Origin of the sequence: Thiocapsa sp., assembly GCF_022340925.1 — a bacterium.
In the GTDB taxonomy this organism is placed as follows: Bacteria; Pseudomonadota; Gammaproteobacteria; order Chromatiales; family Chromatiaceae; genus Thiocapsa.
Map to the genome: position 1 here is coordinate 1 of NZ_JAJDNA010000029.1, position 22,359 is coordinate 22,359.

The following is a 22,359-nucleotide window of genomic DNA, read 5'->3' on the forward strand; positions in this document are numbered from 1 at the left end:
CAGAGCCGCTCGAAGCGCCCGAAGAAGGCCGGAACCTGGGGCGCCAGATTGATCAGCACCTGATCCTCGGTCACCGGGTTGCCGTCTGCGCTGATCAGGATGGGCGTCAACGCCGGGTCGCTCCGGCCGACGAGCCCATGCGGCAGGAAGCTCTCGTCGCGGAAGGTCCAGAGCAGCCGGTCGAGATGGCGAGCCTGCTCGGAGTCCGGGCAATGGATCAGGATGCGCACGTCGGTCGTGCGGATGCGTTCCACCAGCCGACAGGTCAGGAGGAAACGGTCGCCGGTGCTGTCGGCCTCCAGGCTGTAGAAGTCGATTCGAGTCATCGCTGGTCGGTTATCATGCCCGGGCGGCAAGCTGCCTCGGCTGCTGGGCGCCGTGGCAAGGCACGTAGGATGCTGAGTCTTTTGCCCCCCAGATTCAACCGGCGGACTCGGACCGGCGCCTCCTTTGCGACTGCTCGGTCCGGATCGACGGACGGACGCCGATCGCTCGCCGGTCCAGCGATCGCCCAATCGCGGCGGCGGCACCAGGATGTGCCGCCATCTTCAGCCCCCCAGGCGACTGAAGATGAAGGGACGGCGAAGGCGGGTGTTGCTGTTCCGTGCGGGCCGATAAACTCAGTGTCTCTCTAAGACGGCCAACTGCCCCTCCATGCCCCAGGATTCTCTCACCGAATGTCTCGAATGTGGTTTGCTCCAGCGCATCCCGCCGCTCCCCGCGGCCGGGACCGCGCAGTGTGCGCGCTGCGGGAGCGTCTTGCACAGGAATCGACCGAACAGCCTGAATCGCACGCTCGCACTGACGATCGCCGGGGTCGTGCTCTTCATCGTGGCGAACACCTTCCCCTTTCTCTCCTTCGAGATGCAGGGTCGAGGAACACAGACGACCCTGATGACCGGCGTCATCGATCTGTATCAAGCCGGCGACTGGCCGATCGCCGCGGTCGTCCTCTTTACCAGCATCTTGGCTCCGGGGCTCCAGTTGGCCCTCTTGGTGACCGTGCTGATTCCGCTCTCCGTCAACCGCATGCCCCCGTGGCTGCCTCCATTGTTCCGGTGGGTTCGGACCCTGACCCCTTGGGGCATGATGGATGTCTTCATGCTCGGGATCCTGGTCTCGGTCGTCAAGCTCTCGGAGATGGCGACGATCGTCCCCGGGACCTCGCTTTTCGCATTCGCGGTCCTGATCCTCGTCCTCGCGGCCGCCCAGGCCGCCTTGGATCCGGATCTGGTCTGGTCGCGGGTGCCGGTCCTGCCGCGTGTCACGCGCCCATTGGATCCTGGAGAGCCCCATTTGGCCTGCGACGTCTGTGAGCTGGTCGTGCGCCGCTCTGCCGCGCTGCGCGATGGCGATCGCCTGCGCTGTCCCCGCTGCACCGATGTGCTGCATGGACGCAAGCCGCGGAGCCTGCAACGGACCTGGGCGTTGCTGATCGCCGCAGTCGTCTGCTACGTCCCCGCAAATCTGCTCCCGATCATGACCGTCACCTCGCTTGGGCGCACCCAATCGGATACGATCCTGAGCGGGGTGGTTTTCCTGCTCACACATGGGATGTGGCCCCTGGCGATCGTGGTCTTCGTGGCCAGCGTCTTCGTGCCCTTCCTGAAGCTGCTGATCCTGGTCTTCCTGCTCCTTTCGGTCCAAGTGCGCTCTGTTTGGCGACCCCGGGATCGCACACGCCTCTATCGCATCACCGAGGCGATCGGCCGCTGGTCGATGGTCGATGTCTATGTCGTCACCATCCTGGTCGCGCTGGTGCGCCTCGGTAACCTGGCAAGCGTGCAGGCCGAGGCGGGCGCCGTGTTCTTCTGTGCGGTCGTGGTCTTGACCATGCTTGCCGCGATGTCGTTCGATCCCAGGCTGATCTGGGACGCAATGGAGCAGAGGTATGTCGGAGAACGAGGGCGCCCCGCAGGGGTCACTGCGGCAGGATCAGGAGGATAGGCCGCAGGCCGTCGTCCGACGCGGCAGCGGCCTCTCGCCGGTCTGGCTGATTCCGCTGGTGGCGGTCCTGATCGGGGCCTGGCTCGCCGTCAAGACATTGGCCGAGCGGGGTCCGACGATCCGGATCGAGTTCGCCACCGCCTCCGGACTGCAGGCGGGCAGCACCAAGGTCAAGTTCAAGGACGTGGACGTGGGTCAGGTCAGCGCCATCGACGTGAGTCCGGACCTGAAGACCGTGATCGTGACGGCCGAGCTCAAGCACGGGGCCGCCGATTTCCTGACGGAGGGGACACGTTTCTGGGTCGAGCGGCCCCGGGTGACCGCGAGCGGCGTCTCCGGGCTCGAGACCCTGCTGTCCGGCGCCTACATCGCGATCGATCCCGTCCTGAGGGGGAAGGCGAGTCGCTATTTCAAGGGGCTGGAGGAGCCGCCGCTGTTCACGACCGCGGATTCAGGTACCCAATTTCGCCTGCGGTCGCCAACCTTGGGTTCATTGAGCGTCGGCTCGCCGGTCTATTATCGACAGATCCAGGTCGGGCAGGTCGCGGGCTTTTCGCTCGATCCCGACGGAGAGGCGGTCGATATCGAGGTGTTCGTCTCCGCCCCGCATGATCGATTGGTGTCGACGAGTACCCGTTTCTGGAACGCGAGCGGGGTGGACTTCTCGCTCGGCGCGTCGGGCATCCAGGTGGACACCCAGTCGCTGATGGCAGTGTTGATCGGCGGGGTTTCCTTCGACACCCCTGACACCATTGATGCGCCGGGCGAGCAACCGACCGACGAGCATGTCTTCCCGCTCTATCCGAATCGCGACGAGGCCCACGAGCAGATCTATCTGGACAAGGAGCGCTATCTGCTGTTCTTCAAGGGCTCGGTGCGGGGTCTCAGCGTCGGCGCCCCGGTGTTGCTGCGCGGGATTGCGATCGGGCAGGTCCTGGACGTCCAGCTGCAGTTCAGCGCCGACGACTTCCAGTTCCATATCCCGGTGCTGATCGAGATCGAGCCGGATCGCATCGCGGTCCGCGGTGACCCGGACAAGCTCGGAGGGGCGAGTCTCGTGAAGCAGTTGGTCAGTCAGGGTCTGCGTGGGCAGCTGAAGGCGGGCAGTCTGATTACGGGGCAGCTCTACGTCGAGCTGGATCTCCACGAGGAGGTGCCGCCTGAGCTGGTCGTCAAGCATGGCGGCTATGACGTCCTCCCGACGGTGCCCGCGTCGCTCGATGCCCTGACCACCAAGGTCACGGACATCCTCGACCGTCTCATGGCGTTTCCGCTGGACCAGGTCGGACGTGACCTCGCGGAGACTGTCGCGGGGGCGAACGCCATGGTCAACTCCGAGGGGCTGCGACGGGGCGTCGCGGAGATGGAGGGGGCGCTCGCCGAGGTTCGTGCCGTGGCGGAGCGGCTCAACACCGAGATTGCGCCCGAGCTGGCAGCGACCCTCCAGCAGACCACGTCGACGCTGGAGGATGCGCGACAGATCCTTGCGGACGGATCGCCGATCTCTGTGGAGGTACGTCGCATGCTGCAGGAGGTCTCGGGAGCGGCGCGATCGCTTCGAATCATGGCCGACTATCTCGAGCGCCATCCGGAGGCCCTCCTCAAGGGCAAGGGGGGTACTCGATGAAACGCATGCGCCTGACGCGGTCAGTCGCCGTCTTGCTGCTGGTCGGGCTGGCAGGCTGTGCGACCTCGCCGCCCTCGAGCTTCTATACCTTGACCGCCTTGCCGGACACCCGTGAGGCGGGCGGTGCGCCGGGCGTCGCCTTGGGCGTGGGTCTCGGGCCTGTCAGCTTCCCGCAGTTCCTGGACCGACCCCAGATCGTCTCGCGCGGGGGCGGGAATCGCCTGACCATCGATGAGTTCCATCGTTGGGGCGGAACACTACAGGATGATTTCGTTAGGGTTTGGAGCGAAAACCTCTCGTCCCTCCTTGGCACGAGCGCGGTCTTCATCTTGCCCAGCGAGGTCCGTTATCCCTTGGACTTCCGGGTCGCCGCCGACGTGCTCGCCTTTGAAGGCACCTCAGACGCTCAGGCGCTGCTCAAGGTCCGCTGGGTCGTGCTGGACCACCAACGGGAGCGGACGCTGGTGGTGGAGGAGACGACCTATCGAAGGGCCTTGGCGGAGCCGAGGGACGAGGCGGCGCTGATCGCCGCGATGAGCTCCGCTCTTGGCGACTTCAGCCGGGATGTCGCGGCGACCCTGCGGAACCTCCCGAGGCCGGAACGTCCCGGGCCGCTTTCCCCCGAGCACGACGACCGGGGTGGTCCCGATGCCAGCACGCGGGTCGAGGCCGGGCTCGGAGCAGGAAGCCCCGCCAGTCGCAGCCGGACAAGCCGCTGAAAATGGAAGGAGAGCGGAATCCGCATTTTCGCTCTCCGTGCTGATTTTTGCCTGGATGTCCGACGAATCAGCATTTTCCTTTGGGAATGAAATACTCAGCGTTTTCCCAAGGCGGCTTGGCGGCAGTGACCGACCTCGACCTTGATCTGAACCAGTCCGAGGATCGGCGCATGGCGGATACGCTGGTGGTCGAGGGGCCCTGGGCGAGGGAGGGGTCAGGGTCAATCCGTCGGCTGGCGTGCGTCGGCGATGCCGATCCACTCATAGGTCTCGATCGTCGCGGCATCGCACGTGCTGCAGGCCGTGCCGCATCCGGCCGGTGTGCTGACCCGGCGCACCCGCCCCTTGCGCTCGAGGATGGAGAGCATCCCGCGAAGTGCGTCTGGGTTGGATTCGAATCGGTAGGCGAGGTCCATCAGTGACACCTGGCGGTGGCGGGCGAGATATCCGGTGAGGTCTGACAGGATCATGGGGGGTCTCGATGGCTTCGGTTGTGCTTGCCCCGCCTCATGCCCCTTCGCGAGCCAGTCTCGTGGCGACTGCCCCGCGGTGGGCCAGGAAACGCATTCCGAGCAGAGTGGTTACGAAGATGGCCAGCATCGCGCCGATCCAACTTGCCGAGCCGGCAGGATCGCGGCCGAAGGTGGCTGCTTGATAGAACACGGTGGCGACGATGTAGCCGAGCCCGGTCGTCCAGAGGACGGTAAAGACCGTCCAACCGGGTGTGGTCTCGCGATGGATGGCCGCGATGGTCGCGACGCAGGGTGCATAAAGCAGGATGAAGAGCAGATAGGCGAAGGCACCTGCGGCCCCGTCGAAGCGCTTAACCATTGCCCCGAAGGTGCCCGTAGTCACGGCCTGAGACTCGGCGGCCGAAGTGGGGATACTCAGGTCACCGACGTCCAGCCCCAGCGGGTCGTTCCAGCGACCGAGCGCATCGGCGAGATTCGCCGGTATCGTGGCCAACGCCCCGAGCAAGCCCGCCCCTAGGTCGTAGGGAGTCTCCTGCAGGGTCGCGCCTGCGTCCGCTGCCGCCAAGGCGGAGTAGGTGGCATCCAGGGTGCCGACCACCGCCTCTTTGGCGAGTACCCCCGTGAAGATGCCCACCGTAGCGGGCCAGTTCTCGGCGTCGAGACCCATGGGCGAGAAGGCGGGCGCAAGGGTGCGGCCGATCTCGGCGAGCAGCGATTGTTCGCTCTCCTGGTTGCCGATGGAGCCATCTGTGCCGATGCTGCTCAGCACGTTGAGCACCAGCACCATGGGCACGATCACCCCGCCGGCGCGCACCACGAAACCTTTGGTCCGGTCCAGTGTGCGCAGCGCGACGCCTTTGAGCGTGGGAAGGTGATAAGGCGGCAGCTCCATGATGAAGGGTGTGGCGTCGCCCTTGAGCAGGGTTCCCTTCATCACCAGACCGGTGAGCACCGCGACCGCGATGCCGATGAGATAGAGCCCGAAGATGATGTTTTGACCGCCCACCGGGAAGAAGGCGGCGGCGAAGAGGACGTAGACCGGCAGACGTGCACCGCAGGACATGAAGGGGGTCATGAGGACGGTGAGAATGCGGTCACGCGGGCTCTCCAGGGTACGGGAGGCCATGATCGCGGGGACGTTGCAGCCGAAACCGACCAACAGTGGGACGAACGACTTGCCCGGCAGGCCGATGGCGCGCATGAACCGATCCATGACGAAGGCTGCGCGGGCCATGTACCCCGAGTCTTCGAGCACCGACATGAAGACATAGAGGAAGGCAATGATCGGGATGAAGGTCGCGACCACCTGGATTCCGCCGCCGATCCCGTCGGCGAGAAGCAGGATCGCCCAGTCGGGTGCGCCCGAAGCGGCGAGGGCGTGGGCAGCGCCGTCCACGAAGAGGGTTCCGGCGGTCTGGTCGAAGGCGTCGATGAAGGCGCCCCCGATGTTGATGGTGAACATGAACATCAGATACATCACGACCAGGAAGATCGGGATGCCGAGCACGCGGTTGAGCATGACCCGGTCGATCCGATCGGAGAGGTTGCGGGAGACCTCTCCCGCTTGGGTCACACCGGCCTCTGTGATGGCGTGCGCAAAGCCGTAGCGGGCGTCCGCGATCAGGATGTCGACCTCCTCGGCCTGGTCACCGAGAAGTGCACTGATCTCCTCCGGCGTGACCCGGTCACCGACCAGACGCCGGGCCAGATCGTCACCCTCGAGCAGGCGTGCGGCCAGCCAGCGGGGCGAGTCGCCATTCTCACGGGCGACGGCGTCGAGACGCGGCACGAGTGCGGCGATCGCCTTTTCGAGAGACGGGTGATAGGAGACCTCCGCCCGCGGAATCGACCCCGTTGCCTGACACTCGAGCAGGACACGCTTGAGGTCAGCGATGCCCTCTCCGGTCGCCGCGGAGATGGGGACAACAGGGCAGCCGAGGCGCGCCGCGATGGATGGGACGTCGATCCTCATGCCCCGCTCGTGGGCCACATCCATCATGTTCAGCGCCAGGACCAGGGGCCGTCCCATCTCGATCAGCTGGGTGGTGAGATAGAGATTCCGTTCGAGGTTGGTGGCGTCCAGGATGTTGAGGACAAGGTCGGCCTCGCGATCATGGATGAAGTCCCGGGCGATCCGCTCGTCCAACGAGAGATCGTGGTCCGAGACGTCCAGCGAGTAGGTTCCGGGAAGGTCGACGAGGTGGACGATGGAGCCCTCGAACCGGTAGCGCCCGACCTTGCGCTCCACCGTCACGCCGGGCCAGTTCCCGACACGTTGGCGCGATCCCGTCAAGGCGTTGAACAGGGTCGTCTTTCCGCAATTCGGGTTGCCGACGACGCCGATCGTCAAGGGTTTGGTCATCGCAGACGCTCTAACAGGAGGGCCGCCGCTTCATCCCTGCGCAGGCTGACCGAGGTACCGCGCACCCGTATTTCCACCGGGTCGCCAAGCGGGGCGACCCGGATCACCTCGAGTTCGGCTCCCGGCGTCAACCCCATCGAGAGAAGCTTGCGGCGATAGGCCTGCGATTGCGAATCAAAGCCCTTGACGCGGCCCCGATCGCCGGCCTTCAAGTCCTTGAGGGTGGTCATCTGTGCTGAGACTTCGTTACCGGGCTCGAATGGGAGGCGTGACGGCTGCCACGGTAGTCAGGCCAACGGCTCGACCTGGATCCTCGCGGCCATTCCGGCACCGAGGACAATGCGCGATTCGCCACGGGCAACCATCAGGCCGCCGCTTTGGCGCTGGACGACGCGCAGCTCGGTTCCGACATTGAGCCCGAGCTCCGTCAGACGCGTGGTTAACCCTTTCCCTCCCTGGAGTGCAAGGACGCGCACGCGTGTACCCTCGCCGGCCATCATCAATGGGAAGCTCTTGATGGCCGGCGCCGCCTGGGTTGACTCGCACCCTCCGTGGTGACCGGGAACCGATCGACCGATCATCTCTCATTCTCCACGTCGTGGGTGCTCGAGCTGGGCTCACCCCGGAGCCTTCCCCGCGACGACCGTCTCAGGGGGGCGAGCCCGCTGGTGACGGGCTGCTCTTAGAATCCTCATCCTATCGCAGGCAGGGGCTTAGTGCAAATGATTCTCAACACATAAAATGGCCGGGGATCTGCAGGCTCCTAGACGCAACCGGTCGGTTTAGGTAAGCCCCCCCACTTGCAGATCAGCTTCATCGGGCCCTTCTTGAAGATGTCGTAAAGGTCTTTCGTCGAGACCTTTTGCTTCTTAGCGAAGATCCGGATCGGCGGCACCACCCCGTCGGTCTCGTACATCGAGCGAGCCTCGCGGATGAACTGCATGACCTGCTCGGTCATCTCGAAATCGTCCGCCTTGGCCAGCTCGACGGCGACCTCCTCGCTCCAATCGTCGCGGTTGAGGAGGAAGCCCTCATTATCCAGGGGGACGGTGATCGTTGAGCTCATATCGGACTGCTCCAGAATGGATTTCAGACAGGGGTTTATCGACTGCACAGAGGGTGGTGGCGTCGGGTGAGGATGCAAGCCACAGCCGGTGCTCGCGGATCAACGCGCTGGGTGGCATCTCCAGAGACGGGGGTGAAACAGGTTGACGAAATCGACCTGGGTCGGCTCTCGGTGTATCCGCCCGCCTGGGGACGATGGTCGAGCCCCTGGTCACCCGCGTCGGGATCCTCGATGGCAGCCCCGCGCCCGGTCAGCGTGAGCGCGCGGACTGGATCGCCTCCAGCACGCCGTCCCAGAATCGGAGGCGGGCGCAGATCGCCTCTTCCGCCGCGGTTTCTGCTTCTTCGATCCGTTGGGGATCGTCTCCGCAGACATGCTCGAGAAGTCTGAGCGAGAGAGGGCCGTGGAAGTCCTCGTCCAGGTGGATATGGCGGTTGAGATAACGGTGAAAGCCCGGCGCCTCGGCCGGCGTGATCCGCATCCGATTGAGAAATTCGCGAAACATCGCGGGGATCAGCTTCTCGCGTCCGAGGGCCAGAGCAGCCGCGACCAGATGCGGCTTGTCTTCGCGGATGAAGCCAAAGGTCGTTTCCGTGAAATAACGCGCGGGAAGTGGTACCTGGGGGTCGTAGAGCGCCGCGTCGATGCCTCGTTCGGCAACCAGGTCGACAAACCGCCTCGGTCCATCGGCGTCGGCTCCGATCTCGGCCATGGCGCGGCAGTAGAACTCGAAATGGCTCGCATACTCGACACCGCGGTCTTCCCGAGGCGCGGTGTCCGACTCCTCTTCCAACACCAGCTGGTTGACGAAGTAGCGCAGGCTCGCTTCCCCTCGGGGCATCCAGGGTACCTGGGCCGGGGCGATTCGGGCTTGCAGGTATTTGATCAGCGACATGAAATCCCATACCGAGAAGACGTGGTGACCCATGAAGACGCGCAGGTCTTCGATCCGCTCGAGGGCGCCGTAGATCGCGTGTTTGGTGAGCTGCTCCTGCAGGGGGTGGAGACGATCCAGGTTCAGTGATGCCATGAGCCCCGTCCTCGTTCTTCAGCATTTCATTCGACACTGATGCGATTATATACTCGTCGCATCTGGTTTTTGCGGTAAGTGAGGTGCGTTTATCGTGCCCGAGAGCAGGGCGCGACGACGAGGAACTGCGGGCTCTGTTGCGAGGAGTCGCAGCGCAGCGATCGGGTGCGAGAGGCCTGCATTGCGGCGGATCATCCATTTGTGCCGGATGTAAGGGGTGCGGGGGCGACATCTCCAGCCGACGCGCGACGATAGCCGGCGCAGGGGTGACCGATGTCATCGCCGCCGGTCTCCCAGTCGGGTAGGGTGCCGGTGAGCCGGAAAACGGAGATCGGCAAGATGGGGCGTGCGGGAGTCGGCTTCGCGTTGACACGCTGCACGTTTGGATTGTTCGTGCGGGCGGGCAGGTCGCAGAACGTTATTTCCGGATCGATCCCATGGGTTCGCGAGGCGAGCCTTCGCCGCATGCGCAGTGACGGAACGCCGGCGCCGGCTTATCGTCCATGAGCCCGGCGTACTCCCTCGCGTTCGTCGTGGGACTGCTCAGCGCCATGCACTGTATCGGCATGTGCGGAGGGATTGCCGGTGCTCTGAGCTATTCGCTCCCGGCGGAGATGCGGAATCGCCCGCGGCAGCTCGGTATCTTCGTCCTCGCGTTCAATCTGGGCCGGATCGGCAGCTATGCCCTGGCCGGCGGCGTCACCGGGGCATTGGGCGGGGCGCTCTTCGAGCTGAGCGGGCATCCCTTGCCCTTCGAGGCGATGCGCTGGCTTGCGGCAGCGGTCCTCGTCGGCATTGGCCTCTACATCGGGGGTTGGTTCCCCCGTTTCGTGCTGATCGAACGGTTGGGAGCGCCATTCTGGCGAAGGCTCGAGCCGGTGGGCAGGCGCCTCCTGCCAGTGACCACGCTCCCGCGCGCCGCCCTGTTCGGCATGATCTGGGGGTGGCTGCCGTGCGGTCTGGTCTACAGCATGCTTCTCAGCAGCCCGGCGCAAGGCGGCGCCTGGGCCGGGGCGATCTACATGGCGCTTTTCGGGGCAGGGACACTGCCCGTGTTGGTGGCAGGCGGCGTCTTTGCGGGGCGCCTATATCGACTGGGCCAAGACCGGCGCTTTCAGGTCGCGGCCGGCATCGCCGTCATGCTGCTGGGGCTGTTGACATTGAATACCCATGGATACAATGCGACTGGCTGATCGGGCGAGGTCGAAGCCGCCGGTGCCGCACGGGCCGTTGAGGCGGAGCCGATCCAGCGGAGCTTTGCGAGGGGCGCGGGACCGCAGGGCGCGATCATGACCGACCGGCAGATGCATTCGAGAGTCCCGAACAGATGAAGAGCTTGATTGGCGAATCCCCGGCGTTTGCGAGGCTGCGAAACGCCTTGTCCATGGTGGCCGCGACGGACGTGAGCCTGTTGCTCCTGGGTGAGCCCGGCACCGGCAAAACAACCCTGGCACGCGAAGTCCATGCAGCGGGTGCCCGCCAGCGTGGGCCCTTTCGCGCGTTTGCCTGCACCGGGGCGCCGCCCGATGCATTCGGGCATTGCCTCGCGGAGATTCCGAATGGGTGCCCCGCGACCCTCTACCTCGACGAGGTCGGTGAGCTCGGATGCCCCGAGCAGGCGCGCCTGCTGCACCTGCTGTGCGAGCAGGACACTGCCACCGGTGGCCCTGATCTGCGCGTCATCGCCGCGTCGGCCCTGGATCTCGAGCGGTTGGTGCAGCAAGGGATCTTCCGCCGGGACCTCTACCTGCGACTCTGCGTGGTTCCGCTGGCGGTGCCGCCCCTGCGCGAGCGGGTGCTCGATATCCCCGCCCTGACTCGCCATTTCATCGCGGACGCGGCGCAGCGGCATCAGCTCGATCCGCCCCTGATCAAGCCGGGCGCGGAGCGGCTCCTCCGGCGTTACACTTGGCCGGGAAATCTGCGTGAGCTGTCCAACCTGTGCGAGCGTCTGGTCATTCTCCTGCCCGGAGCCGAAGTCGGCCCTGAGAATCTGCCCACCGCGGTCGTGCGCGGGGCGCCGCCGGCCGATCAAGACCTCGGGTTTGCGCTCCCCCCACACGGCATCGACCTCAACGACCTCGAGGCGGACCTGATCCGACAGGCGCTGTCGCTCGCGGGCGGCAACAAGAGCCGCGCCGCCCGCCTGCTCGGCCTCACCCGCGATACCCTCTTGTACCGCCTGCAGAAGCACCTGATCCCGGGTTGAGGGGGCGTTGCATTCCGTGAGGCGGGGCAAGTCGCTGAGCTCAGCCTCAGTGCAGCCGCTGACCGCTGCACCAGCGGTCGTAATAGCGCTGCATCAGATCTCGGACCTGTGGCGGATAGTCCAACGCCTCCATCTGCCCCATTCCCTCCCGGAAGAACTGGGGCGCATCGACCGGCAAGTGCTCGACGATGGCGTCGAACGCCTCCCTGATGAGGGCTGGTTGGTGGCTTCGGGTTGCGACGATGCCGCGATTGATGAGGAGGACACGCCAGGGATCGGTCGGATCGGTCGGATCCATGGCTTGCGTTTGCTCCGGCCCGATCCCGTCTGAGATCTCGCCCATGAGGCCGTAGAGCTCGGCGAGGTCCTCGGGTTGACACAGCCGGTTCGCCAGCGTGGCCAGGGCGTTGACGACCGCTTCGGGATGCGATAGCTCCCCACCTCGGCGCAGCATCCAGCAGGCGATGGGCACGGCGAGCACCTCGAGTGCCTCCGCCTGGGACCCCAGGCCGAGTTGCCTGGCAACGTTTGCGAGTTGCCGGAGGAGGTCGAGCCCGTGATCGAGCAGGACGTCGGGCTCGGACCCGGTGGCTGCGCGTAACGCCTGAGCGACCTGCTGCGGTGTATCGGAATCGCTCGCACGCAGTGTATCGAGTAGTTGGTCGAGTCCTGCCAGTAATACCTGCGGTGCCGGCTCGATCACTTGGTCGGAGTCTTCATGGACGCGCTGGATCTCTTCCCCGAGTCTTTTGAGCTCGTCCGCGATATCGCTGAGATCGACCTTCGGGAGCATAGTGTGCCTCATCCTGGGGGCGGGAATGGTCTGGCGCGCCGTTCGACCGACCCGCCCGGGCTGTGCAGTGATGCTGAGGCCAGGCGTTGTAACGGGACTCCGACTGCCACACCTGGAAAATATAGCAAGACCACTTGGACTCGTCTCGTCCGTCCACTCACTCCACATCGAGGCATGCGTTAGACTACGCCGATGATGCAGGGCCCCGATCTTCACAGTCATTCCACGGCCTCCGATGGCACCCTTACACCCGAGGCGCTGATGCGACGCGCATCAGCGGCCGGCGTCCAGGTCCTCGCCCTGACCGACCACGACACCACCGCTGGAATTGCCGAGGGTCAGACCGCGGCGGATCGCCTGGGCATCCGGCTGATTCCCGGCGTCGAGGTTTCGGTTACCTGGGGCGGTCGCACGATCCACGTCGTGGGCCTCAACCTGGATCCCGCCAATCCTCGGCTCCAAGACGGTCTCGGCCGGCTGCTCGCCTACCGCGCCTGGCGCGCCGAGGAGATCGGGCGGCGTCTCGCGAAACAGGGGATCGAAGGTGCCTATCAGGGGGCCAAGGCACTGTCGAACGGGCGCCTGATCGGTCGCACCCACTTTGCCCGCTTTCTCGTCGCCCAAGGTCGCGCCGCCGACCTCCGGGATGTCTTCAGCCGCTATCTGGTCAGCGGCAAGCCCGGGCATGTGGCCGGCGAATGGGCGACCCTTGAGGAGGCGACAAGCTGGATCCATGATGCCGGCGGTCAGGCCGTGATCGCTCATCCGGCACGCTACAGGCTCACGAGAGCCCGTCTTCTCAAGCTGCTCGGGGAATTCCGCGAGTGCGGGGGGGGCGGGCTGGAGGTGGTTTCCGGCAGCCACAGCCGGGACGAAACCTTGAGCTTCGCCCGCGTCGCCCGTGAGCAGCGTCTGCTCGCCTCGGCAGGATCCGACTACCATGGTCCCGAGAACCCCTGGATCGACCTGGGACGCCTTCCCGCGCTGCCGGCGGGCTGCACGCCTATCTGGCACGACTGGCCGGAGCTGCTCGAGCCGCTGCCCCCCCCTCGCGTTGCCGTGTGCTAAGGACCTTCAATGGCGCAGTTTTTTCAGATCCACCCCGCCAACCCTCAGGCGCGGTTGATCCGGCGCTCGGTTGAGATCCTGCTTGAAGGAGGTGTGATCCTCTATCCGACCGATTCGTCCTATGCCCTTGGTTGTCAGATTGGGGAGAAGTCGGCGTTGGAGCGCATCCGACGGATTCGAAAGCTTGACGACAGGCACAACTTCACACTTGTATGCCGCGACCTGTCGGAAATCACCACCTATGCCAAGATCGATAATCAGGCCTTCCGCTTGCTGAAGAGCCTGACCCCGGGTCCCTACACCTTCATCCACGAGGCCACCAAGCAGGTCCCGCGGCGCCTCCTTCATCCCAAGCGCAAGGCGATCGGCATCCGCGTCCCGGACAACGAGATCTGTCGGGCGCTGCTCGGCGAGCTGGACCAGCCGATCCTCAGCACGACGCTGATCCTGCCCGAGCACGACCAACCCCTCACGGATCCCGAAGAGATGCGTGATCTCCTCGACAAGCAGGTCGATCTGATCATCGACGGCGGCTTTTGCGGTCTCGAGCCGACCACGGTGGTGGACATGACAGCGGATCCCCCGTCGGTCCTGCGCATCGGCAAGGGCGACGCCGGTTTGTTCGAGGAATGAGCGGCCGCCCCGTATAATGCGCCGATGGAAGCACTCAACGCACTCCAACTCCTTGCCGTCCTCGCCGTTCCGGTTCTCTTCGCGATCACCGCGCACGAGGCGGCGCACGGGTGGGTTGCCAGTCGCCTCGGCGACCAAACCGCACGGATGCTGGGTCGGGTCACCTTTAACCCGATCCGACATATCGATCCGGTCGGAACCATCCTGGTCCCGGTGGCGACCTTTCTTCTGGTTGGCTTCCTCTTCGGCTGGGCGAAGCCGGTCCCGGTCAACTGGCGCAACCTTAAACACCCGCGCCGTGACATGGCGCTCGTAGCGGTCGCCGGGCCGGGAGCCAATCTCATCATGGCCGTGTTCTGGAGCGGCATGATCCAGTTGGGGATCCTGCTGATGCCCAGCACCCAGTGGGTTGCGTTGCCGCTGATCTACACCGGCGCGGCCGGGATCCTGATCAACGTGTTCCTCATGGTGCTCAACCTGCTGCCGCTCCTGCCGCTTGACGGCGGCCGGATCCTGAGCGCCCTGCTGCCGCCGCGGGTGGCGTTCCAGTTCTCTCGACTGGAGCCCTTCGGGTTGATCATCCTGATGGCACTTCTGGTCACCGGGGTCTTGGGCGCGGTGTTGCTCCCGATCGTGATCGGGACAGTCGACCTTCTGCCGGGCTCGGGGATCGTGAGGGAGCTCTTCTTCGTCTGATACGAGGCTGCCAAACCTTGACCTCCGTCTCCGCACATCATGCGCGTGTCCTCTCCGGGATGCGTCCCACCGGTCACCTCCACCTGGGGCATTATCACGGCGTCCTGAAGAACTGGATCGAGCTTCAGCACGAGTATGAGTGCTTCTTTTTCGTCGCCGACTGGCACGCCCTGACCACGCACTACGAGGATCCGTCGATCATACCGACCAGCAGCCGGGAGATGGTGATCGACTGGCTGGCGGCGGGGATCAACCCGGGCTCGGCGACCCTGTTCATCCAGTCGAGGATCCCGGAGCATGCGGAGCTCCACCTGCTGCTGTCGATGATCACGCCGCTGGGCTGGCTCGAGCGCGTGCCGAGCTACAAGGACCAGCAGGACAGGCTCAAGGAGCGCGATCTGGCGACGTACGGGTTTCTCGGGTATCCGTTGCTGCAGAGCGCGGACATCCTGATGTACAAGGCCGGTCGGGTTCCGGTGGGCGAGGATCAGGTCGCGCATGTCGAGCTGACGCGTGAGATCGCCCGTCGCTTCAATCATATCTACGGACGCGAGCCCGGCTTCGAAGAAAAGGCGGAGGAGGCGAAGCGGAAGATGGGAAAGAAGAACGCCAAGCTGTTCGACCGGCTCCGGCGCAGCTTTCAGGAGCAGGGGGATCAAGAGGCCCGGGACGTTGCCCACGCGCTCTTGGAGGGGCAGGGCAACATCACCCTGGCCGATCGCGAGCGCCTCCTTGGCTATCTGGAAGGTGGGGGACGGGTCATCCTTCCCGAGCCCATGCCCTTGCTGACCAAGGCATCCAAGATGCCGGGACTGGATGGACAAAAGATGTCGAAGTCATACGGCAATACCATCGCCCTGCGTGACGACCCACGCGACGTGGAGAAGGCGCTGCGAACCATGCCGACCGATCCCGCGCGGGTGCGCCGCACCGATCCGGGCAACCCTGAGAAGTGCCCCGTCTGGCAATTGCACCTGGTTTATTCGAGCGAGCAGGTCCGCGACTGGGTGCAGGAGGGCTGTCGGTCGGCCGGGATCGGCTGCCTTGAATGCAAGCAGCCGGTGATCGATGGCGTGCTGGCCGAGCTCATGCCGATCCAGCAACGGGCCCAGGACTATGCCGCCCAGCCCGAGCTGCTGCGTAACATCATCAATGACGGCTGCGAGCGAGCTCGCGACGTCGCTCACGAGACGATCGAAGAGGTCCGTCACGCCATGTCCTTGGTGATGAGCTGACCGCGGACGCGCGCCCCGGATGGACGCCGTGCAGGGCGACCGCGTTGGTCATGATCCCTCCGCCCCGCAGGTCGAGCTGGAGGCCGCATCGGGCTCGGGCGACGCTCGCCCGGCGATGCTCGGCGTGCAGCAGGAGATGCCCTTCGAGGCGGTGCCGCTCGCGACGGTGCGGGGTGCGCCGCTCCTGACCCTGCCGGTCGATCTCTACATCCCGCCGGACGCCCTCGAGGTCTTTCTGGATGCCTTCGAGGGTCCGTTGGATCTCCTTCTGTACCTGATCAAGCGCCAGAATCTCGACATTCTGGACATCCCGATTGCCGCGATCACGGCGCAATACATGGAGTACGTCGACCTGATGAGCGAGCTCAGACTCGAGCTCGCCGCGGACTATCTGGTCATGGCCGCGATGCTTGCGGAGATCAAATCGCGCATGCTTCTGCCACGTTCGCACGACCAGGCCGACGAGGAGGAAGATCCTCGTGCCGAGCTCGTTCGTCGGCTCCAGGAGTACGAACGTTACAAGCAGGCGGCCCAGGACCTGGATGCGCTGCCGCGTATGGAGCGCGACCTGTTCGCCACGCGGGTCGAGGTCCCGCCGGGGCATCCCCAACGCATCCCGCCGGATGTCGACCTCCGTGAGCTGCTGCTGGCGATGCGCGGGGTGCTCGCCCGGGCGGATCTCTACACCCGGCATCGGGTCGAGCGCGAGTCCTTGTCGCTGCGCGAGCGCATGTCGTGGATGCTCGAGCGGCTGCGCGAGGGCGGGTTCGTTGCGTTCACGGACCTGTTCGAGATTACCGAAGGTCGCGAGGGGGTGGTCGTGAGCTTTCTGGCCCTCTTGGAATTGATCAAGACGGCGGCGCTGGAGATGGTGCAAGCCGAGCCCTTTGCGCCGATCCATGTGCGGTTGCGCGAGACGCAGAGAGAAGCCTTGGCCAAGGAGGCCCGCGATGGGGCTACCCCCACTTAAGCAGCTCGTCGAGGCCGCCCTGGTCGCCGCGGGTGGGCCGCTCACCCTCGACCTGATCCTCGCGCTCTTCCCCGAGGAGGAGCGGCCCACCCGTGGTGACCTGCTGGGGGTGATCGGCGAGCTGCAGGCGGATTACGCCGACCGGGGCCTGGAGATCGTCGAGGTGGCGGGGGGATATCGCGCCCAGGTCCGCTCGAGCATCGCGCCCTGGGTCGCCCGCCTGTGGGAGGAGCGCCCCCCGCGTTACTCGCGGGCCTTGCTGGAGACCCTCTCGCTGATCGCTTATCGGCAGCCCATCACGCGTGGGGAGATCGAGGACATCCGGGGGGTGGCGGTCAGCACCCAGATCGTCAAGACGCTGACCGAGCGCGAGTGGATCCGCGTGGTTGGCCACCGCGATGTGCCCGGCCGACCGGCGCTCTATGCCACCACCCGTAAGTTCCTGGACTACTTCGGCTTGCGCTCGCTCAATGAGCTCCCGACACTCACCGAGATTCGCGACCCTGAGTTTCTGATCGACGGTGAGTTGGGGCTCGAGGCTCCGAACCCGGAGGTCGGAGAAGGCAAGACCGCCAGTGAATCTGATGTATGATCGGGGCGGGGCCGGCCGGCACCCTGCGATGCCCGGCGCTGCGTCACCATCGCTTTGACCCAGGGGCCGGGTTTCGGTTGACCCCATCCTGCGGTCCGGAGGCTCAAGCTGAGAACCCGAATGAGTCGCGACCGACGCATGCCTTCGCCCGTGTCCTCGGAGAAGCCGATCCGACTCCAGAAGGCGCTCGCCGACGCCGGCCTGGCCTCGCGGCGAACCATTGAGGGCTGGATCAGCGAGGGCCGTGTGCGCGTCAACGGCAACCTGGCCCGACTCGGTGATCGGGTCACCAGCAGCGATCGCATTCGCATCGACGGGCGAGATGTCAGGCTCCAGTCTCGGCGTGAGACTCCGCCGCAGGTCATCGCCTACCACAAGCCAGAAGGGGAGATCGTCACCCGCCGCGATCCAGAGGAGCGCCCGACCGTCTTTCGCCGCCTGCCCAAACCCAAGCAGGGCCGCTGGATCGCCGTCGGTCGCCTCGACATCAATACCTCCGGGCTCATCCTGTTCACCACCGACGGCGAGCTTGCCAATCGGCTCATGCACCCCTCGCGCGAGGTCGAGCGCGAGTATGCCGTGCGCATCCTTGGCGAGGTCCCGCCCGGAACCCTTACGCGTCTCACGAGCGGCGTCGAGCTGGAAGACGGGGTTGCCAAGCTGGATGCCGTCAGCGAGCGTGGCGGCAGCGGCGCGAATCGCTGGTATCACGTCGTCCTGCGCGAGGGCCGCCACCGCGAGGTGCGCCGAGTCTGGGAGGCCGTCGGCTGTCAGGTCAGCCGCCTGATCCGCGTGCGATACGGAAACGTCGAGCTCGGGCGGAGGCTCTACGCCGGAAATTGGAGACCTCTGACCGAGCAGGAGCTGACCACCCTCATGGGGCTCGCCGGACTCTCGACCGTTTCGCCTGATCCCCGCCGCAAGGCCGGAGCGAAGCCCTGGCCACATCGGCCGGCCGGCGAGCCGATGCACAGCGGCGGTGCCAAATGGGGTCGACGCGGGACGCAACGGTGAGAACGAGCTTGGTTCTGGCGGGGTGCCGCCGATCTCGCGGGTGTTGCTCGGGTCTTGGGAGGAGCGCGCCGTGACCGACGTACAGGTGTAGATCGGGTCCTTGTGGACAGCATCCGCTTCATCGACCAACGCACCGCGATCCTGATCGTGGTCGCCAACATGGTCGGTACCGGTGTGTTCACGACGCTCGGCCTCCAGGCCGCCGGAATCCCCGACGGCGCCGCCTTGCTGCTCCTCTGGCTGATGGGGGGCGTCATCGCGCTCTGCGGGGCGCTCTCCTACGCGGAGCTTGCCGCCGCGCTGCCGCGCTCAGGCGGCGAATATCACTTCCTGTCGCGGGTCTTCCATCCGTTGCTGGGCCAGTTGGCGGGCTGGGTATCGGTGACCGTGGGTTTCGCGGCCCCCGTTGCCCTGGCCGCGATGGCCATGGGCCACTACGGGGCGACCGTCGTCCCTGTCGCGCCTGCGGCGATTGCGGTCACCGCGTTGATCCTGATCACGGCCGTCCATGCCTTCGATCTGGGACTGGGGCGCCGCGTGCAGATCGTTGCGACCTGGCTGAAGATCCTGGTGATCCTCCTCTTCTGCGGGCTCGGACTGAGTCTGCCTACCACGCCGGGCAGCCTGGCGGTGCTGCCCTCCGGAGCTACCCTGGACGCCGTGCTGAGTGCGCCCTTCGCGGTATCGCTGATCTATGTCGCCTATGCCTACTCGGGATGGAACGCGGCCGCCTATGTCGTCGATGAGGTCCAAGAGCCGCGGCGTGCGGTCCCACGCGCCCTGCTGCTTGGGACCTCTGTCGTCACCTTGCTGTATCTCTTGCTGAACCTGACCTTCTTACGCACCATCGAGTACCAAGCCTTGATTGGTCGGGTCGAGGTCGGGGCACTGTCCGCCGAGACGATCTTCGGGTCGCTGGGCGGTCATCTCATGAGTCTGGTGCTGACCCTGCTCCTGGTCTCGACCATCAGTGCCATGGTGCTGGCCGGGCCACGTGTCCTGGAGCGGATCGGGGAGGATCTGCCGCTCTTCCGGCCGCTCAGCGTGCGTAACCGCCGTGGGGCGCCCACCCGCGCCGTCGTGCTCCATGGGGGACTGGCGCTGGCAATGGTCCTGACCGGCTCATTCGAGGGCGTTTTGAGCTTTGCCGGCTTTACCCTGACCCTGTTCGCGGTTCTGACGGTCGCCGGGGTCCTTCATCTGCGTCGGCGCGAGCCGGACCTGCCGAGACCGTTCCGCGTGCCCTGGTATCCGCTGCCGCCGCTGGTGTTCATATTCGTCAGTCTGGCGAGTCTCGCGTTCCTGGCTCAGGAGCGGCCCGCGCCGGTACTCTTGGCGTGCCTCTCTCTGTGGCTCGGCTGGCTGTTTGTCAGGGCCTCGGACCGTGGGACCTAGACCGGTCCGGTCGTTTGCGACCCATTGGTCGGGGCAGCCGAGAATGGGTCCCGAATCGTCATGCTGACACTCCTCTGTCCGGGCCTGCTCGGCCCGATTCCCGCGATCCCGGATTCACTTCCGCCAGTCCCGACGCTCGACCGTCTGCTGGCGCGTGCCGATCGGATCGCGACCGGACACGACGATGCGGGACGCGCGCTCTTGGAATCCTTCGGAATCGCGGCTGATCCCGAGGGGGATCCCCCCACGGCGCCGCTCAGTCTGCTCGGGGAGGCATGCGACGAGCCCCGCGACGGCTACTGGATGCATGCCGACCCCGTCCATCTGAGGCCCGATCGCGATCGGCTGCTCCTCTATTCGGGAGCGGCTATTGCGCCGACCCGCAAGGAGGCGGATGACCTGATCGCGCTCTTCAATGCACACTTCGGCAGCGATGGGCTGAGGTTGACGGCCCCCTGGCCGGATCGCTGGTATCTGCGATCGGATCAGGAGCTGGATCTGAAATCCGAGCCTCTCCACCGGGTCACCGGTGGTCCGATTTCCGCCGATTCGCCGCGCGGTGAGGATGCCCGTCGATGGAGCGGGTTGATGAGCGAGATTCAGATGCTGTTCTTCGCCTCCGAGGTCAATCGGTCGCGCGAGCAGGAGGGACGGCCGGCGATCAGCGGGATCTGGACCTGGGGCGGGGGCAGGCTGTCGGAACCCTCGGGGGATGCGCCGGACGTGGTGATTGGCGATGATCCATTGACGCTGGGCCTGGCCAGATGGGCCGGGGTTGCGCACCGAACGCTGGGACGATGGTCGGAACAGGGCCCGTCCGCGAAGGGGCGCTGCGTGGTTCTGTGGGATCGACTCCGCGCGGCGCTGTCGGGGCACGACTTGACCGCTTGGTCGAGCGCCTTGGTCGACCTGAATGCCCGGCTTGCCGAGAGTGAGCTCGCGCTCGGACGCCAGGAAGTGGCCGTGATCCTGATCGATCCCTGCCGTGGCAATGCCTATCGCGTCTCGAGACCGGCGTTGCGCCGCTTCTGGCGCCGCCGCAGGTTCGCCGATGCGCTCAGTCAATCGATCGCGGATCGGTCGAGGTAGTGTTGCAGGACCTCGCCCGATCGATGGCCTCGCCTCCGATCTCACGGTTAAGCGACAGGCTACCAGTGAGCGGTGCCCGGCTCGCCTTTGAAGGGACCCACGAGCTCAGCGGTGATCCAGCCGCCGTAGAAGTCACCTGGCTGTGGCCGAACGCGTTCGCTGTTTAGGAAGCAAGCGATCCGCCCGGGGTAGAAACAGAGCCATCCCGCGTAGTGCTCGAAACCGGTGAAGGGTTGCGGATAACACCAGGCGACATCGCTCGAGTGCGCCCCGGCGTCCTTGAGTCGCAAGTAGCTCGCCGCACCCTTCCATTCGCAGAAGCTCCGAGTGGCCGAGAGCTCCAGGCGGGCCGTGTCCACGTCGTCCCGCGGCACATAGACGGTCGGTGGGCTCCCGGTCTCACAGACCCGCACCGCGCGATTGGAGCTGGCCAGGATCCGGTCCGACGCATGCACCTGCACCTGACGCGGCTCGGGGACGATGGCCGGAGGACGCGGGTAATCCCAGACGGACGCTTGGCCCGGTCCGGGCTCGACGGCGAACTCCGGCCGCTCCTGGCCGCGGAAACGCCAAGCCGCACGGACCCGTGCGAGGCTTGCGGAGATTGTCCTGTCAGGCGGCTCTTTCGCCATCGTGTCACCTCAAGGCGTGCGTTGCCAGACGAGGGTGCGGTTATTGACCGGCATCGGGTGATCCGCGATCAGCGCGAGCCCGCTCTTGCTCCCCAACCGGACCAGGGCGTCGCGGTCACGCAGTCCCATCTCAGGGTTTCGCATCCTCAGGGCGGTGTCGAATCGCTCGTTGCTCTCGCTGGTGGGGCGCCCGCCGATATTGAATGGACCGTAGAGAGCGAAATGGCCGCGCGCGACCAGGACCCGACCGATGCCGCGAAACATTGCGCCCACCTCCGCCTCGGACATGATGTGTGCGGTATTGGCGCTGAAGGCGGCATCGTAGCGTGCGTCGGGCCAGATCCCGGTGACGTCCAGGGCGAGCGGCGGCGGAAGATTGGGCAGCCCGGCCTCGGCCAGCCAGGATCGGATACCCGGCAGATTGGACGCAAGGTCGCTGGTCTGCCAGGTCAGATGTGGAAGGGACGCGGCAAAAAAGACCGCATGCTGCCCTGTACCGCTTCCGATCTCGAGCACGCGGTGCGCATCTCGAAACAAGGGTGCGATCACGCCCAGGATCGGTCGCTTGTTTTCTTCGCACGCCTGGGAGTAGGGTTTGTCGCTGGGATACATGTTTCCCCGTGTTGCTTGGGGCTCAAGCAGTGATCGGATCGCAGCTGACAGCTCATTCGCCTTGAGGGGCAAGCGGTTCGTGCCTCCCATCCGGTCGGTCAAGGATGGCGCGTGTCGCGCTGAAAGCCAAGGGCGGTGTGTTGCGCGCGGCGAATCCGACGCACCAGAACGGCCGGCTTTTTGGTCAATCCCGATCC

General features: G+C 65.5%; 24 protein-coding genes. 14 read left to right on the plus strand and 10 right to left on the minus strand.

The annotated features are described in order from the left end of the window. On the minus strand, window positions 1-326 hold a 326-nt coding region (locus LJE61_RS03775), incomplete at its 3' end, for a DNA polymerase III subunit chi (RefSeq protein WP_296917497.1). Window positions 327-654: 328 nt separating this feature from the next. On the opposite strand from LJE61_RS03775, the gene LJE61_RS03780 reads away from it, so the two are divergent. The 3 genes from LJE61_RS03780 to LJE61_RS03790 are packed head-to-tail and all read left to right on the plus strand — an operon-like array spanning window position 655 to window position 4,293. Continuing rightward, window positions 655-1,947 carry a paraquat-inducible protein A gene (locus LJE61_RS03780; protein WP_296914062.1) on the plus strand — a complete coding sequence of 431 codons (1,293 nt, stop codon included), beginning with the start codon at window positions 655-657 and terminating at the stop codon, window positions 1,945-1,947. Next, the gene (locus LJE61_RS03785) at window positions 1,892-3,574 is read left to right on the plus strand and encodes a PqiB family protein (protein ID WP_296914059.1); all 1,683 of its coding nucleotides are present in this window, start codon (window positions 1,892-1,894) and stop codon (window positions 3,572-3,574) included. The genes LJE61_RS03780 and LJE61_RS03785 overlap by 56 nt, the downstream gene beginning before the upstream one ends. After that, entirely contained in the window at window positions 3,571-4,293 is a 723-nt protein-coding gene (locus LJE61_RS03790; RefSeq protein WP_296914057.1) for a PqiC family protein, read from the plus strand. The genes LJE61_RS03785 and LJE61_RS03790 overlap by 4 nt, the downstream gene beginning before the upstream one ends. A gap of 221 nt (window positions 4,294-4,514) precedes the next feature. Here LJE61_RS03790 and LJE61_RS03795 read toward each other — a convergent pair whose 3' ends face one another. The 6 genes from LJE61_RS03795 to LJE61_RS03820 form a co-directional block, all read right to left on the minus strand. Continuing rightward, window positions 4,515-4,763, minus strand: a complete 249-nt coding sequence (locus LJE61_RS03795; protein ID WP_296914055.1) for a FeoC-like transcriptional regulator — start codon at window positions 4,761-4,763, stop codon at window positions 4,515-4,517. Between the two features lie 37 nt (window positions 4,764-4,800). After that, a complete protein-coding gene (gene feoB, locus LJE61_RS03800; protein WP_296914052.1) occupies window positions 4,801-7,128 on the minus strand; it encodes a Fe(2+) transporter permease subunit FeoB in 2,328 nt (775 codons plus the stop codon). Then, window positions 7,125-7,358 (minus strand): FeoA family protein, encoded by a 234-nt coding sequence (locus LJE61_RS03805; RefSeq protein WP_296914050.1) that lies wholly within the window; start codon window positions 7,356-7,358, stop codon window positions 7,125-7,127. The genes feoB and LJE61_RS03805 overlap by 4 nt, the downstream gene beginning before the upstream one ends. Window positions 7,359-7,415: 57 nt before the next feature. After that, window positions 7,416-7,709: a FeoA family protein gene (locus LJE61_RS03810; RefSeq protein WP_296917499.1), complete on the minus strand. Its 294-nt coding sequence runs from the start codon at window positions 7,707-7,709 to the stop codon at window positions 7,416-7,418. A gap of 182 nt (window positions 7,710-7,891) precedes the next feature. Then, window positions 7,892-8,194 carry a TusE/DsrC/DsvC family sulfur relay protein gene (locus tag LJE61_RS03815; RefSeq protein ID WP_296917501.1) on the minus strand — a complete coding sequence of 101 codons (303 nt, stop codon included), beginning with the start codon at window positions 8,192-8,194 and terminating at the stop codon, window positions 7,892-7,894. Between the two features lie 250 nt (window positions 8,195-8,444). Further along, window positions 8,445-9,224, minus strand: coding sequence for a DUF3050 domain-containing protein (locus LJE61_RS03820; protein WP_296910472.1), 780 nt, complete (start codon window positions 9,222-9,224; stop codon window positions 8,445-8,447). Window positions 9,225-9,727: 503 nt separating this feature from the next. Between LJE61_RS03820 and LJE61_RS03825 the strand changes: the two genes are divergently transcribed. Then, window positions 9,728-10,417, plus strand: a complete 690-nt coding sequence (locus tag LJE61_RS03825; RefSeq protein ID WP_296917503.1) for a sulfite exporter TauE/SafE family protein — start codon at window positions 9,728-9,730, stop codon at window positions 10,415-10,417. 134 nt (window positions 10,418-10,551) lie between these two features. Continuing rightward, window positions 10,552-11,433, plus strand: a complete 882-nt coding sequence (locus tag LJE61_RS03830) for a sigma 54-interacting transcriptional regulator (RefSeq protein WP_296910475.1) — start codon at window positions 10,552-10,554, stop codon at window positions 11,431-11,433. 46 nt (window positions 11,434-11,479) lie between these two features. Here the strand turns inward: LJE61_RS03830 and LJE61_RS03835 are convergent, their stop codons facing one another. Then, complete coding sequence (locus LJE61_RS03835; RefSeq protein WP_296910477.1) at window positions 11,480-12,226, minus strand: hypothetical protein; 747 nt, start codon at window positions 12,224-12,226, stop codon at window positions 11,480-11,482. A gap of 192 nt (window positions 12,227-12,418) precedes the next feature. On the opposite strand from LJE61_RS03835, the gene LJE61_RS03840 reads away from it, so the two are divergent. The 9 genes from LJE61_RS03840 (at window position 12,419) to LJE61_RS03880 (ending at window position 20,918) form a co-directional block, all read left to right on the plus strand. Then, entirely contained in the window at window positions 12,419-13,294 is an 876-nt protein-coding gene (locus LJE61_RS03840) for a PHP domain-containing protein (protein WP_296910479.1), read from the plus strand. A 9-nt stretch (window positions 13,295-13,303) separates the two neighbouring features. Then, window positions 13,304-13,927, plus strand: coding sequence for an L-threonylcarbamoyladenylate synthase (locus tag LJE61_RS03845; RefSeq protein ID WP_296910480.1), 624 nt, complete (start codon window positions 13,304-13,306; stop codon window positions 13,925-13,927). A 24-nt stretch (window positions 13,928-13,951) separates the two neighbouring features. Next, entirely contained in the window at window positions 13,952-14,623 is a 672-nt protein-coding gene (locus LJE61_RS03850) for a site-2 protease family protein (protein WP_296910481.1), read from the plus strand. Between the two features lie 17 nt (window positions 14,624-14,640). Then, entirely contained in the window at window positions 14,641-15,858 is a 1,218-nt protein-coding gene (locus tag LJE61_RS03855) for a tryptophan--tRNA ligase (protein WP_296910484.1), read from the plus strand. A 115-nt stretch (window positions 15,859-15,973) separates the two neighbouring features. Beyond that, entirely contained in the window at window positions 15,974-16,828 is an 855-nt protein-coding gene (locus LJE61_RS03860; protein WP_519972934.1) for a segregation and condensation protein A, read from the plus strand. After that, window positions 16,809-17,420, plus strand: a complete 612-nt coding sequence (scpB, locus tag LJE61_RS03865; RefSeq protein ID WP_296910486.1) for an SMC-Scp complex subunit ScpB — start codon at window positions 16,809-16,811, stop codon at window positions 17,418-17,420. Before LJE61_RS03860 ends, scpB begins: the two co-directional genes overlap by 20 nt. 120 nt (window positions 17,421-17,540) lie before the next feature. After that, entirely contained in the window at window positions 17,541-18,434 is an 894-nt protein-coding gene (gene rluB / locus LJE61_RS03870; RefSeq protein WP_296917505.1) for a 23S rRNA pseudouridine(2605) synthase RluB, read from the plus strand. 102 nt (window positions 18,435-18,536) lie between these two features. After that, entirely contained in the window at window positions 18,537-19,829 is a 1,293-nt protein-coding gene (locus LJE61_RS03875; RefSeq protein WP_296910490.1) for an APC family permease, read from the plus strand. A 60-nt stretch (window positions 19,830-19,889) separates the two neighbouring features. After that, entirely contained in the window at window positions 19,890-20,918 is a 1,029-nt protein-coding gene (locus LJE61_RS03880; protein ID WP_296917507.1) for a phosphoglycerate mutase, read from the plus strand. 59 nt (window positions 20,919-20,977) lie between these two features. On the opposite strand, the gene LJE61_RS03885 is transcribed toward LJE61_RS03880, so the two are convergent. After that, complete coding sequence (locus LJE61_RS03885) at window positions 20,978-21,550, minus strand: DUF427 domain-containing protein (protein WP_296917509.1); 573 nt, start codon at window positions 21,548-21,550, stop codon at window positions 20,978-20,980. 9 nt (window positions 21,551-21,559) lie between these two features. Next, entirely contained in the window at window positions 21,560-22,162 is a 603-nt protein-coding gene (locus LJE61_RS03890) for a DUF938 domain-containing protein (protein WP_296910495.1), read from the minus strand. Between the last annotated feature and the right edge of the window lie 197 nt (window positions 22,163-22,359).

What these genes read in the sequence shown, in the direction of transcription:
- LJE61_RS03785 (WP_296914059.1), top strand. Translation starts at nt 1,892, where the DNA reads ATGTCGGAGAACGAGGGCGCCCCGCAGGGGTCACTGCGGCAGGATCAG.
- LJE61_RS03885 (WP_296917509.1), bottom strand. Translation starts at nt 21,550, where the DNA reads ATGGCGAAAGAGCCGCCTGACAGGACAATCTCCGCAAGCCTCGCACGG.
- LJE61_RS03850 (WP_296910481.1), top strand. Translation starts at nt 13,952, where the DNA reads ATGGAAGCACTCAACGCACTCCAACTCCTTGCCGTCCTCGCCGTTCCG.
- LJE61_RS03805 (WP_296914050.1), bottom strand. Translation starts at nt 7,358, where the DNA reads ATGACCACCCTCAAGGACTTGAAGGCCGGCGATCGGGGCCGCGTCAAG.
- LJE61_RS03835 (WP_296910477.1), bottom strand. Translation starts at nt 12,226, where the DNA reads ATGCTCCCGAAGGTCGATCTCAGCGATATCGCGGACGAGCTCAAAAGA.
- LJE61_RS03795 (WP_296914055.1), bottom strand. Translation starts at nt 4,763, where the DNA reads ATGATCCTGTCAGACCTCACCGGATATCTCGCCCGCCACCGCCAGGTG.
- LJE61_RS03830 (WP_296910475.1), top strand. Translation starts at nt 10,552, where the DNA reads ATGAAGAGCTTGATTGGCGAATCCCCGGCGTTTGCGAGGCTGCGAAAC.
- scpB (WP_296910486.1), top strand. Translation starts at nt 16,809, where the DNA reads ATGGGGCTACCCCCACTTAAGCAGCTCGTCGAGGCCGCCCTGGTCGCC.
- feoB (WP_296914052.1), bottom strand. Translation starts at nt 7,128, where the DNA reads ATGACCAAACCCTTGACGATCGGCGTCGTCGGCAACCCGAATTGCGGA.
- LJE61_RS03820 (WP_296910472.1), bottom strand. Translation starts at nt 9,224, where the DNA reads ATGGCATCACTGAACCTGGATCGTCTCCACCCCCTGCAGGAGCAGCTC.
- LJE61_RS03860 (WP_519972934.1), top strand. Translation starts at nt 15,974, where the DNA reads ATGCTCGGCGTGCAGCAGGAGATGCCCTTCGAGGCGGTGCCGCTCGCG.
- LJE61_RS03780 (WP_296914062.1), top strand. Translation starts at nt 655, where the DNA reads ATGCCCCAGGATTCTCTCACCGAATGTCTCGAATGTGGTTTGCTCCAG.
- rluB (WP_296917505.1), top strand. Translation starts at nt 17,541, where the DNA reads ATGAGTCGCGACCGACGCATGCCTTCGCCCGTGTCCTCGGAGAAGCCG.
- LJE61_RS03890 (WP_296910495.1), bottom strand. Translation starts at nt 22,162, where the DNA reads ATGTATCCCAGCGACAAACCCTACTCCCAGGCGTGCGAAGAAAACAAG.
- LJE61_RS03880 (WP_296917507.1), top strand. Translation starts at nt 19,890, where the DNA reads ATGCTGACACTCCTCTGTCCGGGCCTGCTCGGCCCGATTCCCGCGATC.
- LJE61_RS03815 (WP_296917501.1), bottom strand. Translation starts at nt 8,194, where the DNA reads ATGAGCTCAACGATCACCGTCCCCCTGGATAATGAGGGCTTCCTCCTC.
- LJE61_RS03810 (WP_296917499.1), bottom strand. Translation starts at nt 7,709, where the DNA reads ATGATCGGTCGATCGGTTCCCGGTCACCACGGAGGGTGCGAGTCAACC.
- LJE61_RS03840 (WP_296910479.1), top strand. Translation starts at nt 12,419, where the DNA reads ATGATGCAGGGCCCCGATCTTCACAGTCATTCCACGGCCTCCGATGGC.
- LJE61_RS03790 (WP_296914057.1), top strand. Translation starts at nt 3,571, where the DNA reads ATGAAACGCATGCGCCTGACGCGGTCAGTCGCCGTCTTGCTGCTGGTC.
- LJE61_RS03845 (WP_296910480.1), top strand. Translation starts at nt 13,304, where the DNA reads ATGGCGCAGTTTTTTCAGATCCACCCCGCCAACCCTCAGGCGCGGTTG.
- LJE61_RS03825 (WP_296917503.1), top strand. Translation starts at nt 9,728, where the DNA reads ATGAGCCCGGCGTACTCCCTCGCGTTCGTCGTGGGACTGCTCAGCGCC.